The following is a 19,394-nucleotide window of genomic DNA, read 5'->3' as shown; positions in this document are numbered from 1 at the left end:
CTCACTCCTCGCTGATCACACCGCGACGCAGCTGGTCTTCTTCGATGGACTCGAACAGCGCCTTGAAATTGCCCTCGCCAAAGCCCTGGTTGCCCTTGCGCTGGATTATCTCGAAGAAGATCGGGCCGATCACCGTGTTGGTAAAGATCTGCAGCAGGATGCCGTCGTCTTGCGGCGCGCCATCGATCAGCAGGTTCAGCTCGCGCAGCACGTCAAGCGGCTCGCCGTGGCCGGCTACGCGCTGGTCGACTTTTTCGTAATAGGTGGCCGGGGTGCTCATGAACGACACGCCGTTGGCCTGCAACTGGCGCACCGTGGCGTAGATGTCGTCAGTGGCGAGGGCGATGTGCTGGATGCCCTCGCCGTGGTACTCGCGGATGAATTCCTCGATCTGCGACTTGTCGTCCGCCGATTCGTTGATCGGGATGCGGATCTTGCCGCACGGCGCGGTCATCGCCCGGGACAGCAGGCCGGTGAGCTTGCCTTCGATATCGAAGTAGCGAATCTCACGGAAGCCGGCGATGCGCTCGTAAAAGCCGGACCAGACGTCCATCTGCCCGCGTTTGACGTTGTGAGTCAGGTGGTCGATGCATTGCAAACCGACGGCGTTGTCATTGGCCGAGCGGCCTTCGATGAACTCGAAGTCGACGTCATAGATGCTGTGCTCGCCGTAGCGATCCACCAGATACAACAAGGAGCCGCCGATGCCTTCGACGCAGGGAATGTTCAACTCGCCGAAGTTGGCATGACTGCCGACCAGCGTAGCGCCCTGCTCTTTCACGTAGGCCGCGGCCTGGGCAGCATTCTTGACCCGGAACGCCATGGCACAGGCGCTTGGTCCGTGCTTTTGCGCGAAGGCATGCACGTGGCCGGTCGGGCTGCCGTTGAGCACGAAGTTCACGTCGTGCTGCTGGAACAGCCACACCTGCTTGCTGCGATGCTTGGCGGTTTCGGTGAAGCCCATGGCGGTAAACAGCTGGCGCAACTGCTCGATACCTTCAGCCGTCGGCGCGGTGAATTCGACGAATTCGAAACCGTCGGTGCCGATGGGGTTGTGCTGCTCGATTCTGGACACGGCGTTCATGGGGTTACCCTCGTTGTCGTTATGGCTTCATGACAATCGAGGCGCCGCAGGCGAACAAGGCCACGCAGCGATCCCAAGCCGGGTGCTACGCCTACCGCTGGAAAGGCTTCGCTACATGCCCAAGTAAACAGCCGGCAATTGTGGCGTCCAGACGTGTTGAACGGCTAATCACGTAAACCTTTCTTTACAGGGCGGTCGATTAACCTGCCGACAGGATGCTGGCGATGCGCAGGCAGATCGTCTAAAACGCTGCCAGAATGACAGCATCCATCAGCGCCATAACAACGAGGCCGCCATGAGCAGTGAAACGCCTAAAGAAGCTGAAAGCCCCGCCGCCCTCGATCTGGCGCCTCCCAGCGACGAGGAGCGCCTGGCCAAGCTGGAAAAGGCCAACCGCCTCAACCGCATCCTGATCTTCGCCCTGGCCATGCTGCTGTTCATCATTCTCTCCAGCCTGGCGACCTCGGCGGTGGTGAAGATGCTGGCCGACGAGCCGCCGCCCTTCGACCCGGAAGCCTTCGCCGCCCTGCAGCATCGTGCCGAGCAACTGGAGACGGAGTTGAATATGCTCAAGGAAGACCAGAAGCGCCAAGACGCCCTGCTGAAACTGGCCGCCACGCCTCCGCCTCCAGCGCCCGCTGCAGCGGCCCCGGCGGCGGCGGCGCCATCCCAGGACATCGCGGCGCTGAAGCTGATGGGCCGTACCTTGCTCGGCCAGGAGCAGAGCTACCAGCAAAGCCTGGCGGCGCTGAAGAGCGGCATGCGCGACCTGGCGGACATGGTGCCCGGCTCGCGCAGCTGGCTGGACGACTACAACCAGGAGATCGACAAGGCGGTCAACGCCAGCCAGCAGCGCGTCAAGGCGATCCAGCAATGGGGCAGCAAGCTGCCGCAGGAGTAGTTTTTTGGTAGTCCACCGATTCGCGCCGGGGGCGGCGCTCCTACGCGATTGGTTGTGATGCCAGGTTTCTTTGTAGGAGCCGCGCCCCGCAGCGAATCTTTAGGGGGCGCGGCTGATCAGTGCTGCAGATTGCCGTAGAGCTTGGCGTACAGTCCGCCCTCGGCGATCAGTTGGCGGTGGTCGCCATCTTCGGCGACGCTGCCGCCATCGAACACCAGCACCCGATCAGCCTGCTTCACCGCGCTCAGGCGGTGGGCGATGATCAGCGTGGTGCGGCCATTGAGGAACTGCGCCAGCGCTTGGTGCAGGGCGTATTCGGTGGCGGCGTCGAGGGCCGAAGTGGCCTCGTCGAGAATCACCACCCGCGGGTCGGCCAGTACCATACGGGCTATGGCCAGGCGCTGGCGCTGGCCGCCGGATAGCCGCACACCGGAGCGTCCGACCACGGTATCCAGCCCTTGCGGCAGCTGGTGCACTGTCTGCGCCAGCTGGGCGATGGTCAGCGCCTGCCAGCAGGCCTCGTCGCTACGCTCGCGGCCCATGCGCAGGTTGGCACGCACCGTGTCGTTGAAGAGCGCCGGGTGCTGCAGCACCACCGCTACATGCTCGCGAATGGTCGACAGACCAATTTCTTCCTGACTCTTGCCGCCAAAGCGAATCACCCCAGCCTGGGGCGTATAGAGGCCCAGCAGCAGCTGCACCAGGGTGCTTTTGCCACCGCCACTGGCACCGACGATGGCGACCTTCTCGCCTGGCGCGATGGACAGGTTGAGCCCGCTCAGCACCGGCTCCTCGCCATAGGCAAAGCTCAGGTCGCGAATCTCGATGCCGACGGTCTCGCGGCCGGCGAACGGGTCGGCGCCGCCCACATAGTCCGGCTCATCGCGGCGGCCGAGCAGCTCGTTGATGCGAGTCAGCGCGCCACCAGCGGCGTAGAAGGCGTACTGCAGATTGAGCAGCTGCTCGACCGGGCCGATCATGAACCACAGGTAGCTGAATACCGCGAGCATCTGGCCGATGGACAGGTCCGAGAACAGCACGGTAAGCATCGCCGCGGCGCGGAAGATGTCGATGCCGAACTGGAACAACAGACCGCTGGCGCGGTTCGAGGCGTCGGTCTTCCATTGCGAGGCCACGGCGTAATCGCGCACTTCCCTGGCGCGTCCACCGAGGCGACCGAGGAAGTAGCCCTGGCGATTGCCAGCGCGCACTTCCTGGATCGAATCGAGGGTTTCGGTCAGCGCCTGGGTGAAGCGCGAGGTGCTGTCGTTCTCCAGCTTCTTCAGGTGTTTGACGCGCTTGCCCAGCTGCACCGTGGCATAGATCACCAACGGGTTGAACAGCAGGATCAACAGCGCCAGCTTCCAGTGCATCCACACCAGAATCGCCGAAGTGCCGGCCAGGGTCAGCACGCCGACCAGAAAACGGCTGAGGGTTTCGCCGATGAATTTGTCCAGGGTGTCGAGATCGGTGACCAGGTGGGTGGTCACGGTACCGCCGCCCAGGCTTTCGTACTCAGCCAGGGAAATGCGCTTGAGCCGCTCGATCAGGCGGATGCGGATGCGATAGACGATGTCCTTGGCGAGCCGGGCGAACAGCCGCGCCTGCACCACGTTGAAGATCAGCGCGCCGCCACGCAGCAGGAAGGTCAGCCCCAGCATCAGCAGGATGTAGCCGACCGCCCCCTGCCAGGCCGCCGGCAGCAACAGATCCATGATGCGCAGTGCCCTGTTACCGTCGCCCAGCAGCACTTCGTCGACCAGCAATGGCAGCAGCAAAGGAATCGGCACACTGCACAGTGTCGCCAGGACAGCGACCAGGTTGGCAAGGATCAGCGCACGCTTGTGGCGCAGGGCCAGGCGACGGATTTCCGCCCAACTCAGGCGATCAACCATCGACGGCATGCTCCAGCCAGCGCGCGAGCAGTGGCGATAGGGCGTCGAGCGGCTGATAGCCGTTGGTGAGCAGCGCCAGACGCCCGCCCTTCTCGGCCAGCAAGGTCGGGAAGCCGGCAATGCCGAGATCCTGCACCCAGGTGAAGTCGGCGGCGGTGGCGCGGTGCTGGACCTCGCTGTCGAAGGCCTCGGCGAATTCGATCCGCGGGATGCCGACCTCCTCGGCCAGTTGCACCAGGGTCGCGGCCAGGGTCACGTCGGCGCCCTGCTGATAGAACGCCTGCTGGATGCGTTGCGCCATCGGCCAGGCGCTTTGCGGGTCGAGATCACGCACGGTGACCACCGCGCGGCACGCCGCCTCGGTGTCGTAACGCATGCCCAGGGGTATCCCGGCGTCGAAGTTGAATAGTTGGCCGGTGCTGGCGTTGACTGCCTGCCAGTAGCCCAGGTAGCGCACCCGCGCCGCCGCGTCGATAGCCACTTGATCGCGGCGCAAGCCGCCGAGCACCAGTTGCATGGGCACGCCCTGCTCCGCGGCCTGGGCGGCCAGCGCCTCGACCACCGGCGCGAAGCCCCAACACCAGGAACACATTGGGTCCATCACGTAGAGCAGGCGCGCATCCATGGCTCAGGCCTCGTTTTTCTGGCGGGGATTGTTACCCAGAGGATGGGGCTGATTACGCGCTTTCGCCAGTTCGATCTGGCGTTGACGCTCGCGGGCGCCCTCGCGGGTCTTCTCCGGCAGCGAGTCCCAGCAATGCGGGCAGCTGACGCCGGGGCTGAAGAATTCCGATGCGCGATCCTCGACCGAAACCGGCGTGCGGCAAGCGTGGCACTGGTCGTAATCGCCTTCGCTGAGGTCGTGGCGCACGGTCACCCGGTTGTCGAACACGAAGCAGTCGCCCTGCCACTTGGTCTCCTCCTGCGGCACTTCCTCCAGGTATTTGAGAATGCCGCCCTTGAGGTGATAAACCTCTTCGAAGCCCTCGGTGAGCATGTAGCTGGAGGCCTTCTCGCAGCGGATGCCGCCGGTGCAGAACATCGCCACCTTCTTGTGTTTGCTGGGGTCGAAGTGCTCGCGGATGTAGTCCGGAAATTCACGGAAGGACTTGGTCTTGGGATCGATGGCGCCCTCGAAGGTGCCGATCGACACTTCGTAGTCGTTACGCGTGTCGATCAGCAGCACCTCGGGGTCGCTGATCAGCGCGTTCCAGTCCTTCGGCTCCACGTAGGTGCCCACGCGCTGGTTGGGATCGACGCCCGGTACGCCCAGGGTGACGATCTCCTTCTTGAGCTTGACCTTGGTGCGGTAGAACGGCTGCTCGGCGCAGTAGGATTCCTTGTGGTCGACGTCGGCCAGGCGCGGGTCGAGGGCGAACCAGGCGAACAACGCGTCGATGCCTTCGCGGCTACCGGAAACCGTGCCGTTGATGCCCTCTTCGGCGAGCAGCAGCGTGCCCTTGATGCCATTGGCAACCAGGGTGTCGAGCAAGGGTTGGCGCAGCGCTTCGTAGTCCGGCAGGGACACGAACTTGTAGAGCGCCGCGACGACGATGGAATTGTCGGTCATTGCAGATTTCCTTCAGTAGTCGCCCTCGCAAAGGGCGGACTGTGGACAAAAACAATACCGCCGCATGCCGCTGGTAATGCCAGAGCACGGACAGGTGAATGTGGGCCGCGCAGTTTACTGGTGTTAGCCGCCCAGGTGTAGTGCACGCCGCCGGAACGCCCGGTGATTAGCAGGGTCGAGAAAGAGTGGCGGCCTTGCGCGCCGTCAATGATCAACTCTATTGGCAGCCAGAGGAGAAACCGACATGAAAGCCGTCGTCGTGCGAGCACCCGCAGGCCTGAACAACATCGAAGTGACCGATATCGACGACCCCGGCCAGCCCGGACCCGGCGAGATTCGCGTCGCCCTGCACGCCAGCTCGCTGAATTTCCACGACCTGCTGGTGGCCAATGGCAGCATCCCGACGGCCGATGGTCGGGTGCTGATGTCCGACGGCGCCGGCGTGGTCGAGGCCGTGGGTGAAGGCGTGAGCGAATTCAAGGTCGGCGATCACGTGGTGTCCGGGTTCTTCCCGCAGTGGCCCGACGGTGACGTGGGCGCGCCGGTCAGCAATTTTGCTGGTACCCCCGGCGATGGCATCGACGGCTTCGCTGTCCAGCATGCGGTGCGTGCTGCCAGCGCCTTTACTCATGCACCAAAAGGCTGGAGCCATGCCGAGGCAGCGACCATCACCACCGCTGGGCTGACCGCTTGGCGGGCGCTGGTGGTCGATGGAGGGCTCAAAGCCGGCGACAGCGTGCTGGTGCTGGGCAGCGGCGGCGTGTCCATCGCAGCCCTGCAGATCGCCAGGATGATGGGCGCCACGGTGATCGCCACCTCCTCGTCCGACGAGAAGCTTGAGCGCCTGCGCCAACTGGGCGCCGATCACACCATCAACTACCGGCAGACGCCGGACTGGGGCAAACGGGTAATGGAGCTGACCGATGGCCGCGGCGTGGATCAGGTGGTCGAGGTGGGCGGCCCGGGCACCCTGGCGCAATCGATCACCGCAGTACGGGTAGGCGGCCATATCGCCCTGATCGGCGTGCTGACCGGGCGCCAGGGCGACGTGCCGACTGCAGTACTGATGGCCAAGCAGGTACGCCTGCAGGGGTTGATCGTCGGCAGCCGTCGTCACCAGCAGGACTACATCCGCGCGCTGGAGCAGTCCGGTGTACGCCCGATCCTCGACCAGAGCTTCGCGCTGGAAAACCTGGCCGACGCCTTCCGCCTGCAGGAAAGCGGCAGCCATTTCGGCAAGATCGTGGTCGAGTGGTAAATGCACGTAGCCCGGGTTGAGCGAAGCGATACCCGGGACTTGCCTGACTAGGGACGTTTACAGATGAGTGCCCCTGCGCAGAAGGCGGGGCACGCAGAAATCAATGGTCGTGCTTGCTGCCACCGCGGCAGGTTGGCGAATCCGGGGCCACCCCCTGCTGCGCCCACTCTTGCGGCGTGTAGGTGTGCAGGGCCAGCGCATGCACCTGGCTCATCAGCTCGCCCAGCACACCATAGACCTTCTGATGGCGTTTGACGGCATTCAGGCCATCGAACTGCGGACTGACGATTACCGCCTTGTAATGGGTTTCCAGGCCACGGCTGTGCATATGGCTTTCGTCCAGCACCTCGAGGTGCTCGGGTTGCAGGGCGGCGAAGGCAGTACGCAGCAGGTCGATCTTGGGCATTGCGAGCTCCGGGGGGTAAGGCGATGACCGGCATAACGCCGGCCATCTCGGGTATCAGGGCTTCTTGGCGCCCAGTTCGTTGCCCATGTCACTGAGCAGCTTGTTGACCGCCGGCACGGCGCTTTCCAGCTTGGCTTGGGTGATCTGTGCGGACTGGGCGGTGAGCGCCGGCATCTGCTTGAGCACCTTCTGGCCGAGCGGCGACTGGTAGAAGGCGATCAGGTCCTTGAGCTCCTGCTCACTGAAGTTGCTGGTGTACAGCTTGACCATGTCGGGCTTGAGCTTGTCCCAGCCGACTGCTTTGTCCAGCTCAGCGTTGGCTTTGGCCTGGTAGCTTTCCAGCACGGCCTTCTTGCTCTCCGGCGCCTTGGCCTCGGCGAAACGCTGGGCGAACATCTGCTGTACTTGGGCGTAGACCGGCACCGCCAGCTTGTCGGCGTTGGCGAGCTGCAGGAAGCGCTCGGCATCGGCGGCATGGCTGCGGGCATCGGCCAGTACCTGGGTGCTACCGACGGCCATCAGAGCGGCAATGCAGAACGCGGGGATACGGGACATCGGGGTACTCCTGAACACAAGGGTGAAGTGCTTTGACCGACAGCGGTGCATTTTGTGCCCCGGCGCCTTGGCTCTCAAGCCTTTTTGAATGTCGCACGCTGCGATGTGGCTACCACCAATGGCAGTCGAGTAGCACCAAATGTCTACTGGCGCATCTTTACGTCGAGGCTCACACTGCCAGCACTTGCCCGCAGCCATAGACAGCTGCATGCTCCGCGACTCTTTGCCTGCACACATGGACGTGTCCGATGAACAGCCCCTTCATTGCACCACCGCCGATCCCCCTGTGCGATGCCCATGGGCGGCTCAATCCTGATGCAGTCGGCTGGTCGGCGCAGCCTCGGGTCGATTGCTCCCTGCCTGGCAACCTGGGCCGCCGCAAACGTTGGAATCATTGGAATATCTGCACGCCTGACTGGACACTGTCGCTGATCCAGGCTGACCTCGACTACGTCGGCTACGGCGCCGTGTATTTTCTCGACCTGAACAGCGGCCAGCACGTGACGCTCAACCAACTGAGCCTGCTGGCTCGCGGCTGCAACCTGCCGGATACGCCGCTGGGCAGCCATGCCTTCGATCACTCGCGCGTGCAGTTGCACTTCAACGAATTTCCCGGCCGCGTTCGGCTGACCGCCACCTCACCGAACATCGGCGGGCAGCCTCTGCACCTTGCTCTGGACATCCAGCGCCCCCTTCACCTGGAGTCGGTAAATCTGGTGGTACCCTTCGGCGACAAGGGCTTTCATGCCACCTGCCGTCAGGTAGGCCTGCCGGTTACAGGTAGCGTGCACCTGGGCGACAAGGCCTATGAATGCGCCAGCGGCCACAGCTTCGCCTCCATGGATTTCGGCCGTGGCGTATGGCCGTTCTACAGCCAGTGGACCCGGGCGGTGTTCGCGGCGCCCGGCGGCATCGGCGGCAACTTCGGCAGCGGCTGGGCAGAACACAGCGGCCTGACGGAAAACGCCCTGTGGTTCGGCGGCGCCCTGCTGCACCTCGAACAACCGATGCAGATCCAGAAGACGCGCAACGACCCGCTGGCGCCCTGGCAACTGGCCACCGAGGATGGCCAGGTCGACCTCACCTTCACCCCGCGCCAGGCCCATGTCGCCAAACCGCGCCTCGGCTTCGGCCTGCTGTATGCCGACACCTACGAGTGGTTCGGCCAGTACGATGGCCTGTTACGCAACGCCCTCGGCGAACGCGTACCGGTGCGCGCGGCCCAGGGCTGGATGGGTGACACACGCACGCGCTGGTAGTTGGAACGTGTGGTCATCGGTGCAGCCTAACGAGCTTGACCAGCGACGAGGAGTCCCGCCATGAGCCGTACCGAAACCGACAGCATCGGCCCCATCGAAGTACCCGAGGAGGCCTACTGGGGCGCCCAGACCCAGCGTTCACGGATCAATTTCGCCATCGGCGATGAGCGCATGCCACTGGCGGTGGTGCATTCCCTGGCGCTGATCAAGAAAGCCTCCGCACGTATCAATGACCGCATCGGCGACCTGCCACACGATATCGCCCGACTGATCGAGCAGGCCGCTGACGAGGTGATCGCCGGCCAGCACGACAATCAGTTCCCGCTGGTAGTCTGGCAAACCGGCAGCGGCACCCAGAGCAACATGAACGTCAACGAGGTGATCGCCGGGCGTGCCAACGAACTGGCCGGCAACCCGCGTGGCGGCAAGAGCCCGGTGCACCCCAACGATCACGTCAACCGGGCGCAAAGCTCCAACGACTGCTTCCCTACCGCCATGCACATCGCGGCAGCAGGGGCGGTCAAGAATGACCTACTGCCCGCCATCGGCGAACTCGCCGAAGCCCTGGCCGATCAGGCCGCACGCCACAACCGCCTGGTGAAGACCGGTCGTACTCACATGATGGACGCCACGCCGATCACCTTTGGCCAGGAGCTATCGGCGTTCGTCGCGCAACTGGAGATGGCCCAGCAGGCGATTCGCGCCACCCTGCCGGCGGTCTGTGAACTGGCCCAAGGTGGCACCGCGGTGGGCACCGGCCTGAACTCGCCACCTGGTTTCGGCGAAGCGATTGCCGCGGAGTTGGCAGCCCTGAGTGGCCTGCCGCTGAAGAGCGCGCCGAACAAGTTCGCCGCTTTGGCCGGCCACGAGCCGCTGACGGCGCTGTCCGGTGCCCTGAAAACCCTGGCCGTGGCACTGATGAAGATCGCCAACGACCTGCGCCTGCTCGGCTCCGGCCCGCGCGGTGGCCTTGCCGAGGTGCGCCTACCGGCCAACGAGCCGGGCAGCTCGATCATGCCCGGCAAGGTCAACCCGACCCAGTGCGAGGCGCTGTCGATGCTGGCCTGCCAGGTGATGGGCAACGACGTGACTATCGGCTTCGCGGCCAGCCAGGGGCACCTGCAGCTCAACGTCTACAAGCCGGTGATCATCCATAACGTGCTGCAGTCGATTCGCCTGCTGGCCGATGGCTGCCGAAACTTCCGCGAGCATTGCGTGCTCGGCATGGAGCCCGACGCCCCGCGCATGGCCGAGCACCTGGAGCGCGGCCTGATGCTGGTCACCGCACTGAACCCGCACATCGGCTACGACAAGGCCGCGGAAATCGCCAAGAAGGCCTACAGCGAAGGCACCACCCTGCGCGAGGCGGCCCTGGCGCTGGGGCACCTTACCGAGGAGCAGTTCGACGCCTGGGTGCGCCCGGAAACCATGCTGGAGGCCGGCAAACATGACTGACGGCGCCAAGAGTGGCGCCACTCCACTGGAGGGTGATGGCAAGCGGATCCTGATGATCATCGGCTCGCCGAAAAGCGACAGCCTCTGCCACTCCCTGGCCGAGGCCTACGCCCAGGGCGCGCGCACCGAAGGCCATGTGGTGCGGCAGATCCGCCTGGGCGAGCTGAGCTTCGACCCGGTGCTGCACGAGGGCTACAGCCAAAGCCAGGCCCTGGAGCCGGACCTGCTCGAAGCACAGCGCCAGATCCACTGGGCCCAACACTTGGTGTTCGTTTATCCAGTCTGGTGGGGCGGCCTGCCCGCCCAGCTCAAAGGCTTCTTCGACCGCGTGCTGCTGCCCGGCTTCGCCTTCAAGTACCGCGGCAATTCGCAGCGATGGGACAAGCTGCTCAGTGGGCGCACCGCCGATCTGCTGGTCACTCTCGACACGCCGCGCTGGTACTTTCACTGGATCTACGGCGCGCCGGCCCATCGACAGATGAAGCGCACCATACTCGGCTTCTGCGGCATCAAGACGCGGCGGCTGGAGACGTTCTCGCCAGTGCGTCCGTCCTCGGAGAATCAGCGGCAGAACTGGATACGGCGAGCGGAGTTGCTGGGTAGTCGGGTTTGATAGTTGGACTCTGCTTGCGATCTTTCTAGGCGACGTTGAAACGCTGAAGAGGCTGCTATAAGGCAGGAGCAGACACTCAAACCAACCTGTGGGAGCCCCGACCTCGGGGCGAAACGATTGCAGCCTGACTGCCTATTTCGGCGGTGCCTGAGCGATTCGCCGCGAGGTCGCGGCTCCCACAATGGATCGGATAACGGCCGCTCCCGCCACATTGCAGTCAACACGCCGAAGCCGAGCCGAAGGATCGTGAACGGGCTCCTGAAGCGATCAGGCGGCCTCGAAAGGTTTCACCTATACGACCCGCCCCATCTAGGAAATAAATCGCTCTTACGAAGATCCCGCGCCGATAAACACCAGCGCCACACTGATGGTGACGAACGACATCACCGTCGCCACCAGCAGGGTCGCGCTGCAGCGGTCCTCCAGGCCGAAGCGCTGGCCGAGGATCGGGAAGATGCTCATCATCGGTGAGCAGGCGAACAGCACGCCCACCGCCTTCATCACCGGGTCGACGTCCGGCACCAGCATGAACGCGCACAGCACCACCAGTGGGTGAAGGATCAGCTTGCCGCCGGAAATCCACGCGGCATCCACCCACACGCCGCGGGCCTTCATGCCGAACAACCCGGCACCGATCACGAACAGCGCCAGCGGCGCCGATACCCCGGCCAGCATGTCGATGGGTTTGAACAGCAGCGGCGGAATCTCGATGCCCAGCAGCGAGACGCACAGGCCGATGATGATGCCGATGATCACCGGGTTCTTCAGCAGCCGCCCGAAGGTCATGCTCAACACCTTGAGGCCGCCGCCGCCCTGCTGCTTGCCCGCCTCGGCCAGCACCAGCGCCAGGGGAATCATCAGCAGGTTCTCGACCAGCATGCCCATCGCCATGCCCAGCACCGCCGGCGAGCCGATGGCGGCCGCCACCAGCGGGTAGCCGACGAAACCGCTGTTGGAAACCGACATGCCCATGGCGTTGATGGCCGAGCCCGACAGGTTGTCGCCACGCACCCAACGCGACACGCCGAACGCCAGGGTAAAGGCCACCAGGGAGCCGAACGCATAGGCAATCAGGTAGCCGGGCACCATGGTTTGCTGGATCGGCGAGGTGCCCAGGGTCTTGATCAGCAGCGCCGGCATGGCGAAGGTGATCACGAAGGCGCCGATGCCGCGCACCTGCTCACGATTGAGCAGGCCGCCCATGGCCGCGAGGTAGCCGAGGCCGATCAGCAGGAAGATCGGTGCGGTGATCTGGAGGATTTGCAGCACGGGTTCAGGATTCCTTGTCGCAGGTGGCGCGGGCCTCTAGGCCGGTGTCTTCGGTCGTCGCGAGTTCTCGTTTGCTCAATTGACCAAGACGGCTGCGGGTTCGCACGAAATCCTGATGGGCGGAGCCGCGGCACAGGCGCTCGAGACTGAATTCGCTGCACAACAGCAGCGTGGCGCCGGCATCGTACGCGATATCAACCAAGTTGATGAACCGCTGGCAGGCATCGGTGGGCTGGGAATCCAGGGTCGGCACGCCGGTCAGGGCCAGGCGCGGATAGCGCTGCAACAGCCAGAGAAAGTCCGCCGTGGAGTGGGCGTTGCCGCAAAGCTCGGCGAACTCCAGCCAGGCACGACCGGGCGCCAGGGCGCGCACCGACAAGGGATGATGATTGACGGTCAGCAGCTGATCGCGCTGGGCCTGCTCATCCAGCGCCAACCAGTTTTCCAGATAGGCCTGGCCGCCCGCCGATTGCGGCCAGAGGTACTCGCCCCACTGCTGAGCGTTGCCCGGCAGCTCGCGGTAATCGGTGCCGGCATCCAGGCTCATCACCGTGAACCGCTTCTCGAGCATCTCGATGGCCGGCGTGAAGCGCTCGCGGTACAGCGGATTGGGGCACAGCCCGGCCGGCGGATAGTTGGAAGTCATGACCAGGCCGACGCCCTCCTCGACCAGCACGTCGAGCAAACGGCGCAGCAGCATGGCATCGCCGATGTCATGCACGTGAAATTCATCGAAGCACAGCAGGCGGATGTCCTGGGCCAGCGCGCGGATCGCAAGCACCAGCGGGTCAGGCTGACCGGCAAAGGCCTGCATGCGCTGCTGCAACTCCTGCAGAAAGGCATGGAAATGCACGCGGCGTTTGGCACGCAATGGCGCCGCCGCGAAGAAGGCGTCCATCACGAAACTCTTGCCGCGCCCCACGCCACCCCACAGGTAGACGCCGGCAGCCGGCTTGCGCAACCAGCCACGCCGCCCGGTGCACCAGCCTTGCAGCCACTGCCCCAGGGTATCGATCGCGCGCTGCTGCTCGGTATCGGCGTGGAAACCACGGGCCTCGAGGGCCGCGGTGAAACCTTGGTGGATGCGCGCGTCGATCTGCTCGGCGGGCACATCCAGGTCGCTATCAGAAATCAAAAAACACCGTTTCGCCGTCCCCCTGAATGCGGATATCAAATCGGTAGGCCGGCTTGCCGTCAACCTCGCAGCGCTTGGCGATCAGGGTTTCACGGCGCGACGGTTGTTCGATCAGGTTGAGCACCGGGTCCTTGGCGTTGGCCTCGGCTTCGTCCTCGAAATACAGGCGCGTGTGCAGGTGGATGTTGATACCGCGAGCGAACAGCGCGATGTTCACGTGCGGCGCCATCGTTACACCGGCGGCGTTGTTGACCACACCGGGCTTGACGGTCTGCACCGTCCACTCGCTGCCGGCATCGAAGGTGGTGGCGGTACGACCAAAGCCGTTGAAGGGTTTGTCCAGGTCGTACTCGACGTCGTAACGGCCCTGGTGATCGGCTTGCCAGAGCTCCAGAAAGGCGTCGCGCACCAGGTGGCCATTGCCGTCATAAACGTGGCCGATCAGGGTGATGTGCTCGCCCGGCGCACCGGGTTTGGCCATCTGGTTCCAGATTTCCTGGTCACGGGTCGGGTTGCCGGCAGCGGCCAGGGCCAGGCCGATATGTACGTAGGGGCCGGCGGTTTGCGAAGCGGTTTCGGGCAAGAGTTCGACAGGCATGGCGGGCTCCTCAGCAGTTCTCGAAGTGGGTCTTGCGCTGGCCGCGCAGCACGATGTCGAAACGGTAGGCCAGGCAGTCCATGGGGTTGGCCATACTCATGTCGAGCTTGGCGATCAGCGTCTGTACCGCGTCCGGGTTGGCGATGGACTTGACGATCGGGCACAGCGGGATCAGCGGATCCCCTTCGAAATACAGCTGGGTGATCAGTTTGGTGGAAATCGACGGACCACTGATGGAGAAGTGAATGTGCGCCGGGCGCCAGTCATTCGGGCCGTTGCGCCACGGGTATGGGCCCGGCTTGACGGTACGGAAGCTGTAATTGCCCTCGCTGTCGGTCAGCGCGCGGCCGACGCCGCCGAAGTTCGGATCCAGCGGCGCCAGGTAGCGATCGTTCTTGTGACGGTAGCGGCCGCCGGCATTGGCCTGCCACATCTCCACGAAGGTATGGGGAATCGGCTTGCCGTACTGATCCATTACCCGACCACACACCAGAATGCGCTCACCGATGGGCAGACCACCATTATTGAAATTGAGCAGCAGGTCGTTGTCGTGCTTGCCCATCTTCAGATGGGTGAAATCCGGCCCGGTGGTTTCCGAAACCGATTGCGGAATGCTCACCAGCGCTTGGCGTGGCGAACGGGCGATGGAGGTTTTGTAATCGGGGGTGAAGGCTTTGGGGTGCCAATTGCGATCACGGATGATGAAACGGCTGTCCTCGGACATGGGACGCTCCTGTTTATTGAATTTGTGGAGTCGCCGGTCATATGGGCGCCGAGGCGCCAATGCAGGCTCTGCGGGCCATGATCAGCCAGGAAGAACGAGCCGACTAATGAAAAAGAACGGCACATACATAACCTGATGGTTATCCAATAAATTATTTTGAAGCACCCGTACGTCATGCAGCCGGCTCTCCAGGTTCGAGTTCAGCGGGAGCGTTTGGAGAAAGCTGATCTAGTGTTGGCAAGGAAAGACAAATGAATGGCAAGGACGCTCAAGGGCTGTCTTGGGCAAACACCTAGTATCGACTCACCCTTCGCCCCATAAGAAAAACCCAGGGAAGCCAACCATGCCCAAGTCCTTCGTGCTGCAACGCTCCGCCCTCGCCCTCTTGATCGCCGCGGCCTCCCAGGCAGGCGCGTACGAGCTCTACGGCGACGATGACACCCATGTGAATGCCAACCTCGAAGCCGTGTTCGGCATCTTCCACAGCCAGGAGCGCTATGCCACCACGGGCGCTACACGCGCCGGTTCGGCGTCGTGGCGCGAGGGCTACCTCAAGTATGGCGTCAGCGCCGACCAGGGGCTTGGCGGCGCCGGCACGGCTTATGGCGCGTTCGGTTTCCTCTCTTCGGGCACCTGGGGCGACGGCGATGCAGCCAGCTTCACCGATGGCTCGGAGCGCACCACCAAGATCGAAGATGCCTATATGGGCTGGCGCTCGGCTGACCTGTTTCCGGTGCTGGGTGAGGACGGCGTGGATCTGTCCTTCGGCCGCCAGAACATCGTGGTCGGCGATGGCTTCCTGATCAATGGCGACGCCCTGAACCTCGGCAAGGGCGTGTCCGACGGCGAATTCAATCGCGGCGGCGGCTACTATCTTGCCGCCCGCAAGAACTTCGACCAGACCGCCGTGCTGCGCCTGGGCGGTAAGGAAGGCTGGCGCAGTGACCTGATGTGGATCAAATCCGACAACCGCGCCCAGGCGCGCTCGGAAATGTACGTCGGCACGCTGGAGCATGTTGCCGAAGCCGGCACCGTAGGCCTGACCTATATCGACGTCAAAGACGTGGACGATAAATCCGCCAACGCTACGCAACTGAACCGCGACGGCATGAAGACCTACAGCCTGCGTGCCCAGGGCAATGCCGGCGTGAAGGATTTGTTCCTGTCCGGCGAATACGCCTGGCAGGACAAACGCAAGGTGGATAACGAAGACGCCTGGTATCTGGAAGCCGGCTGGACCTTCTCCGATGTCGCCTGGTCACCGAAGGTCAACTATCGCTACAGCCGATTCTCGGAAGGCTACGACACCCTGTTCTACGGCCTCAACCGCGGCTTCGGCACTTGGTTCCAGGGCGAGGTGGCCGGCAACTACGCAGGCCCCTTCAACAGCAATACCCGCATTCACCACGTAGGCGCCAGCGTCACGCCGCTGGAGAACCTGACCGTAGGCGCACTGTGGTTCAACTACGACACCATCAAGAACGACCTCGGCAACCTCTCCGGCCGTGAGTTCGATGTGTATGCCCAGTGGGGCCTTACGGAAAATCTGGCGGTCATTCCCTTGGTCGGCCTCTACCAGCCGAAGAAAAGCGCGGATAACGGCGGCACCCAGTTGGGTAGTAATGACCGTAACGTCTACACCCAGCTGATGTTCGCCCTCTCCTTCTGATCCGAATGCCAGGCGTTATAAGGGGGCAGCCACCCTGAATGGCTGCCCCTTTTCGTTTTGGGAACGTGTAGCGATCCTGGGCAATAGCTCGCCCAGTGCATCAACCAGCAGCGACACCAAGTTCGAAACACCCTAATAGTGCACTCAGCTCTGTCTGGTCATCGGCTGCCTGCATCGCCCACACCAGTCCCAGCTCAGGGCATATCTGCTTTACCTCGAAGCCTTCGGGAACGCGGCCCCTGGCGATGCAGCGGTAATCGGCCGTATCGAAGCAGGCCACCTGATTCTGCCGATAGCGCGTTTCGCCTTCGTGCTCGAAGCTCGATACGCCGATCACCCACAGCACGCGACCATCGCGCGAAACCTCAAGCTGCCAGAATGGCAGGCCCAGATCCTGTTCGACGCAAACCTCATAGGGTGACACCGACACGGCCAGCAGGGTTGTCGGCGCCGCCCAGCTCACCCCATTGCCGTCGGCTTGGCGACCGGCGCCCAGCGACAGCCACAAGCGCCCCGACTCGTCGGCGGCCGTGACGCAGTGCGCGGGCAGGCTGGCCAGGCATTTGGGCGTTTTTACCAGGCCCTTGGTGAGCTGCCAGACACTGCCGTCGACACAGGCCAGCAGCGCGTCGCCGGCAATGCCATGCAAGCGCCCTGCTGCCGGCAACGCACGACGTTTGACCGCACCGCTCGCCAGATCGATGGCAGAAACGGAGCTGGCCGCCGCGTTCATGGCCAGCATGAAGCCATCCTGGCAGAGCAGCTGGTCACTGTATTTGGGAATACGCGAGGTCCACTTGGCCAACGGCTGCAGGCTATCCGCAGCCAGACGAAACAGCTTCTGATCGGTAGCGGCCAGCCAGTTGCCCTCGGCCTCCCGGGTCAATGCGCGAGCGGCATTGCCCAGGCGCACACTGGCCCGTTCGTGCCCGTCCTGCAGATCGAGGCTGCGCAGGCGCAGTGCGCCAAAGGCAACGCCCCAGCCATCGGCAACCAATAGTTGCCCGCCCACTGGATCGGCCCACAGGCGCTGGGCCTGTAAACCGGGGATGCGGGTCGACCAGCGCATCGGCAGCGCGATGGGTGAAGGTAGGCCGGTTACGCCAGACAAGGCACGCTCCTACAACGGGCGGTCATTGCGTTATCGATATGCATAGCGGCGCAGATTCTCAGGTCGCACTATCAGCGAGTTCGCATTTGAGGGCGAACTGCTCTTCGACGCTCACCACCTTGCGCGAGCTGCCATCCGGCGAGCCTTCGCGGGTCCAGAGAAACGGGAAGAACGACACGCACTGGTCGGCATTCATGGTGCGTACGTCGGTTTGCCAGGACGCCCAGCGCAAGCCCTCATAGAACAGCTGGGATTGCTCGCTCAGCGCCCAGCCGAGAAAGTCGCCGTAGCCGATTTCCAGCGCCTCCCAGGTCAGGCTGTCAGGGGACCAGTAATAGAGCGCGCCGACATCACTGCCCAGCCCGCCGCCATTGAGGGCGAAGAAACCGCCGGCGGCATCGTCGGCTATCAGCAGATAGCCGCGACTGGCATCGGCATTCCAGTCCTTGAGGTTGCGCGACAGCCGCGCGTGCCCGGAGCCGAGAATGCGCAGCCAGCCGTGATCGATCACGATGCCGCCGGTTTCGTAGGCCACCGTGCCCAGCAACGAACGCGTGGTGACCTGCAGATGCAGGAGCACATCGTCGTTCAGTAGCGAAGGCGGCAACAGCTCGCAAGGCCGCTCGGCCTCGCTCAGCATCGCCTGTAATTCCGGGAGACCGGGATCCTGGATGTCGATCAGGGTTTGCAGCGTCTTCATATCGTCTCGCTAGGATGTCGTGCGCAGGATGGCTGCTTCATGGACTGCACTGCCGACGGGGAGTTCGTAGCACCTGCGCCACCCGTGGTTCAAACCACTTGCTCAGACTCGGCTTCCGCCCTCATTGCCGTAACCACGCAGGGTCTCTGCGCGATGCTGCGACGGAAGCGTTCGGTGGTCGGGAAAGACGTCAGATCGATGCGCAGGTGCTCGGTCCAACCCAGTACCGTGAACAGATAGGCGTCGGCAATGGTGAAATGATCGCCATAGACGTAGCCGCTCTCGGCCAGCACCTGCTCCATGTACCCAAGGCGACGAGTCAGGCGCTGGCGCAGCAGCACTTTCGCGTCTTCGGCGATGGCGTCATTGAACAAGGGGCTCATCCCCGCATGCAGTTCGCTGCCGATGAAACTCAACTGAGCCTGCAGTTGGGTGCGTTGCAGCGTGCCGTTCGCGGGGGCCAGCCCGGCCTCGGGGCGCAGGTCGGCGAGGTACTGTAGAATCGCCGCGCCCTCGGTCAGCACCGTGCCGTCCGCCAATTCCAGCGCCGCGACGTAGCCCTTCGGGTTGATCTGATAGAAGTCGCGCCCATCGGCGGTGCGCTTGGTCTGGTTGTTGACCCTGATCAGCGAGAACGGCAGCCCCAGCTCGCGCAGCACGATATGGGGCGCCAGCGAGCAGGCATGGGGAGCGAAGTAGAGCTTCATGGAGAGCGTCCTGGTAGAGAAGGAAGGCCAGTATTCTTTAATTCGCCCCAGCGCGTAAGAGCGCACTTTTTGGTGAGTGGGGCACAAATTGGTTACCTGGAAAGCGCCGTGAAGAAGAACGTTTCGGGCTGTTCGATTGAAGAAGCCATGCGCCTGATCGGCGGGCGATGGCGGCTGCTGCTGGTGTCGTATCTGCTCGACGGCAGCAAACGCTTCAACCAGCTGCGCCGCGATATGCCGCAGATTTCGCAACGGGTACTGACCCTGGAATTGCGCGCACTGGAACAGGCCGGCCTGATCCGGCGAACCGTCTACCCGGAGATACCTCCTCGGGTGGAGTACTGCCTCAGCGCCGAAGGCGAGCGGCTGCGACCGGTGGTCGAGGTGGTGAAGACCTTTGGCTTGTGGCTGAAAGCCAGGCCAGCGCCTCAAGCCCAGATGGCGGAGGATGGTGAGAACGCGCTGTCGGTCAGTCCTTGAGATTG

Annotated in this window: 20 protein-coding genes; 7 read left to right on the top strand and 13 right to left on the bottom strand. The window is 63.5% G+C overall.

Annotation, left to right across the window (positions count from 1 at the left end):
- Nucleotide 1: 1 nt before the first annotated feature.
- Nucleotides 2-1,084 carry a 4-hydroxyphenylpyruvate dioxygenase gene (hppD, locus tag FB481_RS11370; RefSeq protein ID WP_147176419.1) on the bottom strand — a complete coding sequence of 361 codons (1,083 nt, stop codon included), beginning with the start codon at nt 1,082-1,084 and terminating at the stop codon, nt 2-4.
- A 295-nt stretch (nt 1,085-1,379) separates the two neighbouring features.
- Here hppD and FB481_RS11365 point away from each other — a divergent pair, with 295 nt between their 5' ends.
- Nucleotides 1,380-1,985 (top strand): hypothetical protein, encoded by a 606-nt coding sequence (locus FB481_RS11365; RefSeq protein ID WP_147176418.1) that lies wholly within the window; start codon nt 1,380-1,382, stop codon nt 1,983-1,985.
- Nucleotides 1,986-2,101: 116 nt separating this feature from the next.
- Here FB481_RS11365 and FB481_RS11360 read toward each other — a convergent pair whose 3' ends face one another.
- From FB481_RS11360 to FB481_RS11350, 3 genes are read right to left on the bottom strand one after another with little or no spacing between them, the layout of a single operon-like run.
- Complete coding sequence (locus tag FB481_RS11360; RefSeq protein WP_147176417.1) at nt 2,102-3,880, bottom strand: ABC transporter ATP-binding protein; 1,779 nt, start codon at nt 3,878-3,880, stop codon at nt 2,102-2,104.
- Complete coding sequence (locus FB481_RS11355; RefSeq protein ID WP_093501527.1) at nt 3,873-4,505, bottom strand: DsbA family protein; 633 nt, start codon at nt 4,503-4,505, stop codon at nt 3,873-3,875. Before FB481_RS11355 ends, FB481_RS11360 begins: the two co-directional genes overlap by 8 nt.
- A gap of 3 nt (nt 4,506-4,508) precedes the next feature.
- Nucleotides 4,509-5,450, bottom strand: coding sequence for a rhodanese-related sulfurtransferase (locus tag FB481_RS11350; RefSeq protein ID WP_013791863.1), 942 nt, complete (start codon nt 5,448-5,450; stop codon nt 4,509-4,511).
- A gap of 244 nt (nt 5,451-5,694) precedes the next feature.
- Here FB481_RS11350 and FB481_RS11345 point away from each other — a divergent pair, with 244 nt between their 5' ends.
- Complete coding sequence (locus tag FB481_RS11345; RefSeq protein WP_147176416.1) at nt 5,695-6,708, top strand: NAD(P)-dependent alcohol dehydrogenase; 1,014 nt, start codon at nt 5,695-5,697, stop codon at nt 6,706-6,708.
- A 100-nt stretch (nt 6,709-6,808) separates the two neighbouring features.
- Here the strand turns inward: FB481_RS11345 and FB481_RS11340 are convergent, their stop codons facing one another.
- Nucleotides 6,809-7,114, bottom strand: coding sequence for a BolA family transcriptional regulator (locus tag FB481_RS11340; RefSeq protein ID WP_147176415.1), 306 nt, complete (start codon nt 7,112-7,114; stop codon nt 6,809-6,811).
- A 54-nt stretch (nt 7,115-7,168) separates the two neighbouring features.
- Complete coding sequence (locus FB481_RS11335; protein ID WP_093501535.1) at nt 7,169-7,669, bottom strand: DUF2059 domain-containing protein; 501 nt, start codon at nt 7,667-7,669, stop codon at nt 7,169-7,171.
- A gap of 248 nt (nt 7,670-7,917) precedes the next feature.
- Between FB481_RS11335 and FB481_RS11330 the strand changes: the two genes are divergently transcribed.
- Genes FB481_RS11330 through FB481_RS11320 form a run of 3 tightly spaced genes read left to right on the top strand, consistent with a single transcriptional unit; the run spans nt 7,918 to nt 10,996 of the window.
- Entirely contained in the window at nt 7,918-8,928 is a 1,011-nt protein-coding gene (locus FB481_RS11330; RefSeq protein WP_147176414.1) for a DUF2804 domain-containing protein, read from the top strand.
- A 60-nt stretch (nt 8,929-8,988) separates the two neighbouring features.
- Complete coding sequence (locus FB481_RS11325) at nt 8,989-10,383, top strand: class II fumarate hydratase (RefSeq protein WP_147176413.1); 1,395 nt, start codon at nt 8,989-8,991, stop codon at nt 10,381-10,383.
- Nucleotides 10,376-10,996 (top strand): NAD(P)H-dependent oxidoreductase, encoded by a 621-nt coding sequence (locus FB481_RS11320; RefSeq protein ID WP_147176412.1) that lies wholly within the window; start codon nt 10,376-10,378, stop codon nt 10,994-10,996. The genes FB481_RS11325 and FB481_RS11320 overlap by 8 nt, the downstream gene beginning before the upstream one ends.
- A 327-nt stretch (nt 10,997-11,323) precedes the next feature.
- On the opposite strand, the gene FB481_RS11315 is transcribed toward FB481_RS11320, so the two are convergent.
- The 4 genes from FB481_RS11315 to pcaH are packed head-to-tail and all read right to left on the bottom strand — an operon-like array spanning nt 11,324 to nt 14,722.
- Nucleotides 11,324-12,265 carry an AEC family transporter gene (locus tag FB481_RS11315; protein WP_147176411.1) on the bottom strand — a complete coding sequence of 314 codons (942 nt, stop codon included), beginning with the start codon at nt 12,263-12,265 and terminating at the stop codon, nt 11,324-11,326.
- Between the two features lie 4 nt (nt 12,266-12,269).
- Complete coding sequence (zapE, locus tag FB481_RS11310; protein ID WP_147176410.1) at nt 12,270-13,400, bottom strand: cell division protein ZapE; 1,131 nt, start codon at nt 13,398-13,400, stop codon at nt 12,270-12,272.
- Nucleotides 13,390-13,998 (bottom strand): protocatechuate 3,4-dioxygenase subunit alpha, encoded by a 609-nt coding sequence (gene pcaG / locus FB481_RS11305; RefSeq protein WP_147176409.1) that lies wholly within the window; start codon nt 13,996-13,998, stop codon nt 13,390-13,392. Before pcaG ends, zapE begins: the two co-directional genes overlap by 11 nt.
- Before the next feature lie 10 nt (nt 13,999-14,008).
- The gene (gene pcaH / locus FB481_RS11300) at nt 14,009-14,722 is read right to left on the bottom strand and encodes a protocatechuate 3,4-dioxygenase subunit beta (protein ID WP_093501547.1); all 714 of its coding nucleotides are present in this window, start codon (nt 14,720-14,722) and stop codon (nt 14,009-14,011) included.
- Between the two features lie 343 nt (nt 14,723-15,065).
- On the opposite strand from pcaH, the gene FB481_RS11295 reads away from it, so the two are divergent.
- Nucleotides 15,066-16,391: an alginate export family protein gene (locus FB481_RS11295; protein WP_147176408.1), complete on the top strand. Its 1,326-nt coding sequence runs from the start codon at nt 15,066-15,068 to the stop codon at nt 16,389-16,391.
- A 100-nt stretch (nt 16,392-16,491) separates the two neighbouring features.
- On the opposite strand, the gene FB481_RS11290 is transcribed toward FB481_RS11295, so the two are convergent.
- The 3 genes from FB481_RS11290 to gstA all read right to left on the bottom strand — a co-directional run bounded on the left by FB481_RS11290 (nt 16,492) and on the right by gstA (nt 18,909).
- On the bottom strand, nt 16,492-17,502 hold the full coding sequence (locus FB481_RS11290; RefSeq protein WP_147176407.1) for a hypothetical protein: 1,011 nt from the start codon (nt 17,500-17,502) through the stop codon (nt 16,492-16,494).
- Between the two features lie 58 nt (nt 17,503-17,560).
- Nucleotides 17,561-18,202: a DUF2625 domain-containing protein gene (locus FB481_RS11285; protein WP_147176406.1), complete on the bottom strand. Its 642-nt coding sequence runs from the start codon at nt 18,200-18,202 to the stop codon at nt 17,561-17,563.
- A gap of 89 nt (nt 18,203-18,291) precedes the next feature.
- Nucleotides 18,292-18,909, bottom strand: coding sequence for a glutathione transferase GstA (gene gstA / locus FB481_RS11280; RefSeq protein ID WP_093501555.1), 618 nt, complete (start codon nt 18,907-18,909; stop codon nt 18,292-18,294).
- A 108-nt stretch (nt 18,910-19,017) separates the two neighbouring features.
- On the opposite strand from gstA, the gene FB481_RS11275 reads away from it, so the two are divergent.
- Nucleotides 19,018-19,389, top strand: coding sequence for a helix-turn-helix domain-containing protein (locus tag FB481_RS11275; RefSeq protein ID WP_147176405.1), 372 nt, complete (start codon nt 19,018-19,020; stop codon nt 19,387-19,389).
- Nucleotides 19,390-19,394: the final 5 nt, after the last annotated feature.

The sequence above is a fragment of the Pseudomonas sp. AG1028 genome (genome assembly GCF_007993955.1).
Classification (GTDB): domain Bacteria; phylum Pseudomonadota; class Gammaproteobacteria; order Pseudomonadales; family Pseudomonadaceae; genus Aquipseudomonas; species Aquipseudomonas straminea.
The sequence above is the reverse complement of the archived record's forward strand: the minus strand, read 5'-3'. Positions and strand labels throughout refer to the sequence as shown.

Excerpts from the sequence above, each read along its gene's own strand:
- FB481_RS11355 (WP_093501527.1), bottom strand. The coding sequence starts at position 4,505 with ATGGATGCGCGCCTGCTCTACGTGATGGACCCAATGTGTTCCTGGTGT.
- FB481_RS11335 (WP_093501535.1), bottom strand. The coding sequence starts at position 7,669 with ATGTCCCGTATCCCCGCGTTCTGCATTGCCGCTCTGATGGCCGTCGGT.
- pcaG (WP_147176409.1), bottom strand. The coding sequence starts at position 13,998 with ATGCCTGTCGAACTCTTGCCCGAAACCGCTTCGCAAACCGCCGGCCCC.
- hppD (WP_147176419.1), bottom strand. The coding sequence starts at position 1,084 with ATGAACGCCGTGTCCAGAATCGAGCAGCACAACCCCATCGGCACCGAC.
- pcaH (WP_093501547.1), bottom strand. The coding sequence starts at position 14,722 with ATGTCCGAGGACAGCCGTTTCATCATCCGTGATCGCAATTGGCACCCC.
- FB481_RS11340 (WP_147176415.1), bottom strand. The coding sequence starts at position 7,114 with ATGCCCAAGATCGACCTGCTGCGTACTGCCTTCGCCGCCCTGCAACCC.
- FB481_RS11320 (WP_147176412.1), top strand. The coding sequence starts at position 10,376 with ATGACTGACGGCGCCAAGAGTGGCGCCACTCCACTGGAGGGTGATGGC.
- FB481_RS11330 (WP_147176414.1), top strand. The coding sequence starts at position 7,918 with ATGAACAGCCCCTTCATTGCACCACCGCCGATCCCCCTGTGCGATGCC.
- FB481_RS11345 (WP_147176416.1), top strand. The coding sequence starts at position 5,695 with ATGAAAGCCGTCGTCGTGCGAGCACCCGCAGGCCTGAACAACATCGAA.
- FB481_RS11365 (WP_147176418.1), top strand. The coding sequence starts at position 1,380 with ATGAGCAGTGAAACGCCTAAAGAAGCTGAAAGCCCCGCCGCCCTCGAT.
- FB481_RS11360 (WP_147176417.1), bottom strand. The coding sequence starts at position 3,880 with ATGGTTGATCGCCTGAGTTGGGCGGAAATCCGTCGCCTGGCCCTGCGC.
- FB481_RS11350 (WP_013791863.1), bottom strand. The coding sequence starts at position 5,450 with ATGACCGACAATTCCATCGTCGTCGCGGCGCTCTACAAGTTCGTGTCC.
- FB481_RS11285 (WP_147176406.1), bottom strand. The coding sequence starts at position 18,202 with ATGAAGACGCTGCAAACCCTGATCGACATCCAGGATCCCGGTCTCCCG.
- FB481_RS11325 (WP_147176413.1), top strand. The coding sequence starts at position 8,989 with ATGAGCCGTACCGAAACCGACAGCATCGGCCCCATCGAAGTACCCGAG.
- gstA (WP_093501555.1), bottom strand. The coding sequence starts at position 18,909 with ATGAAGCTCTACTTCGCTCCCCATGCCTGCTCGCTGGCGCCCCATATC.
- FB481_RS11295 (WP_147176408.1), top strand. The coding sequence starts at position 15,066 with ATGCCCAAGTCCTTCGTGCTGCAACGCTCCGCCCTCGCCCTCTTGATC.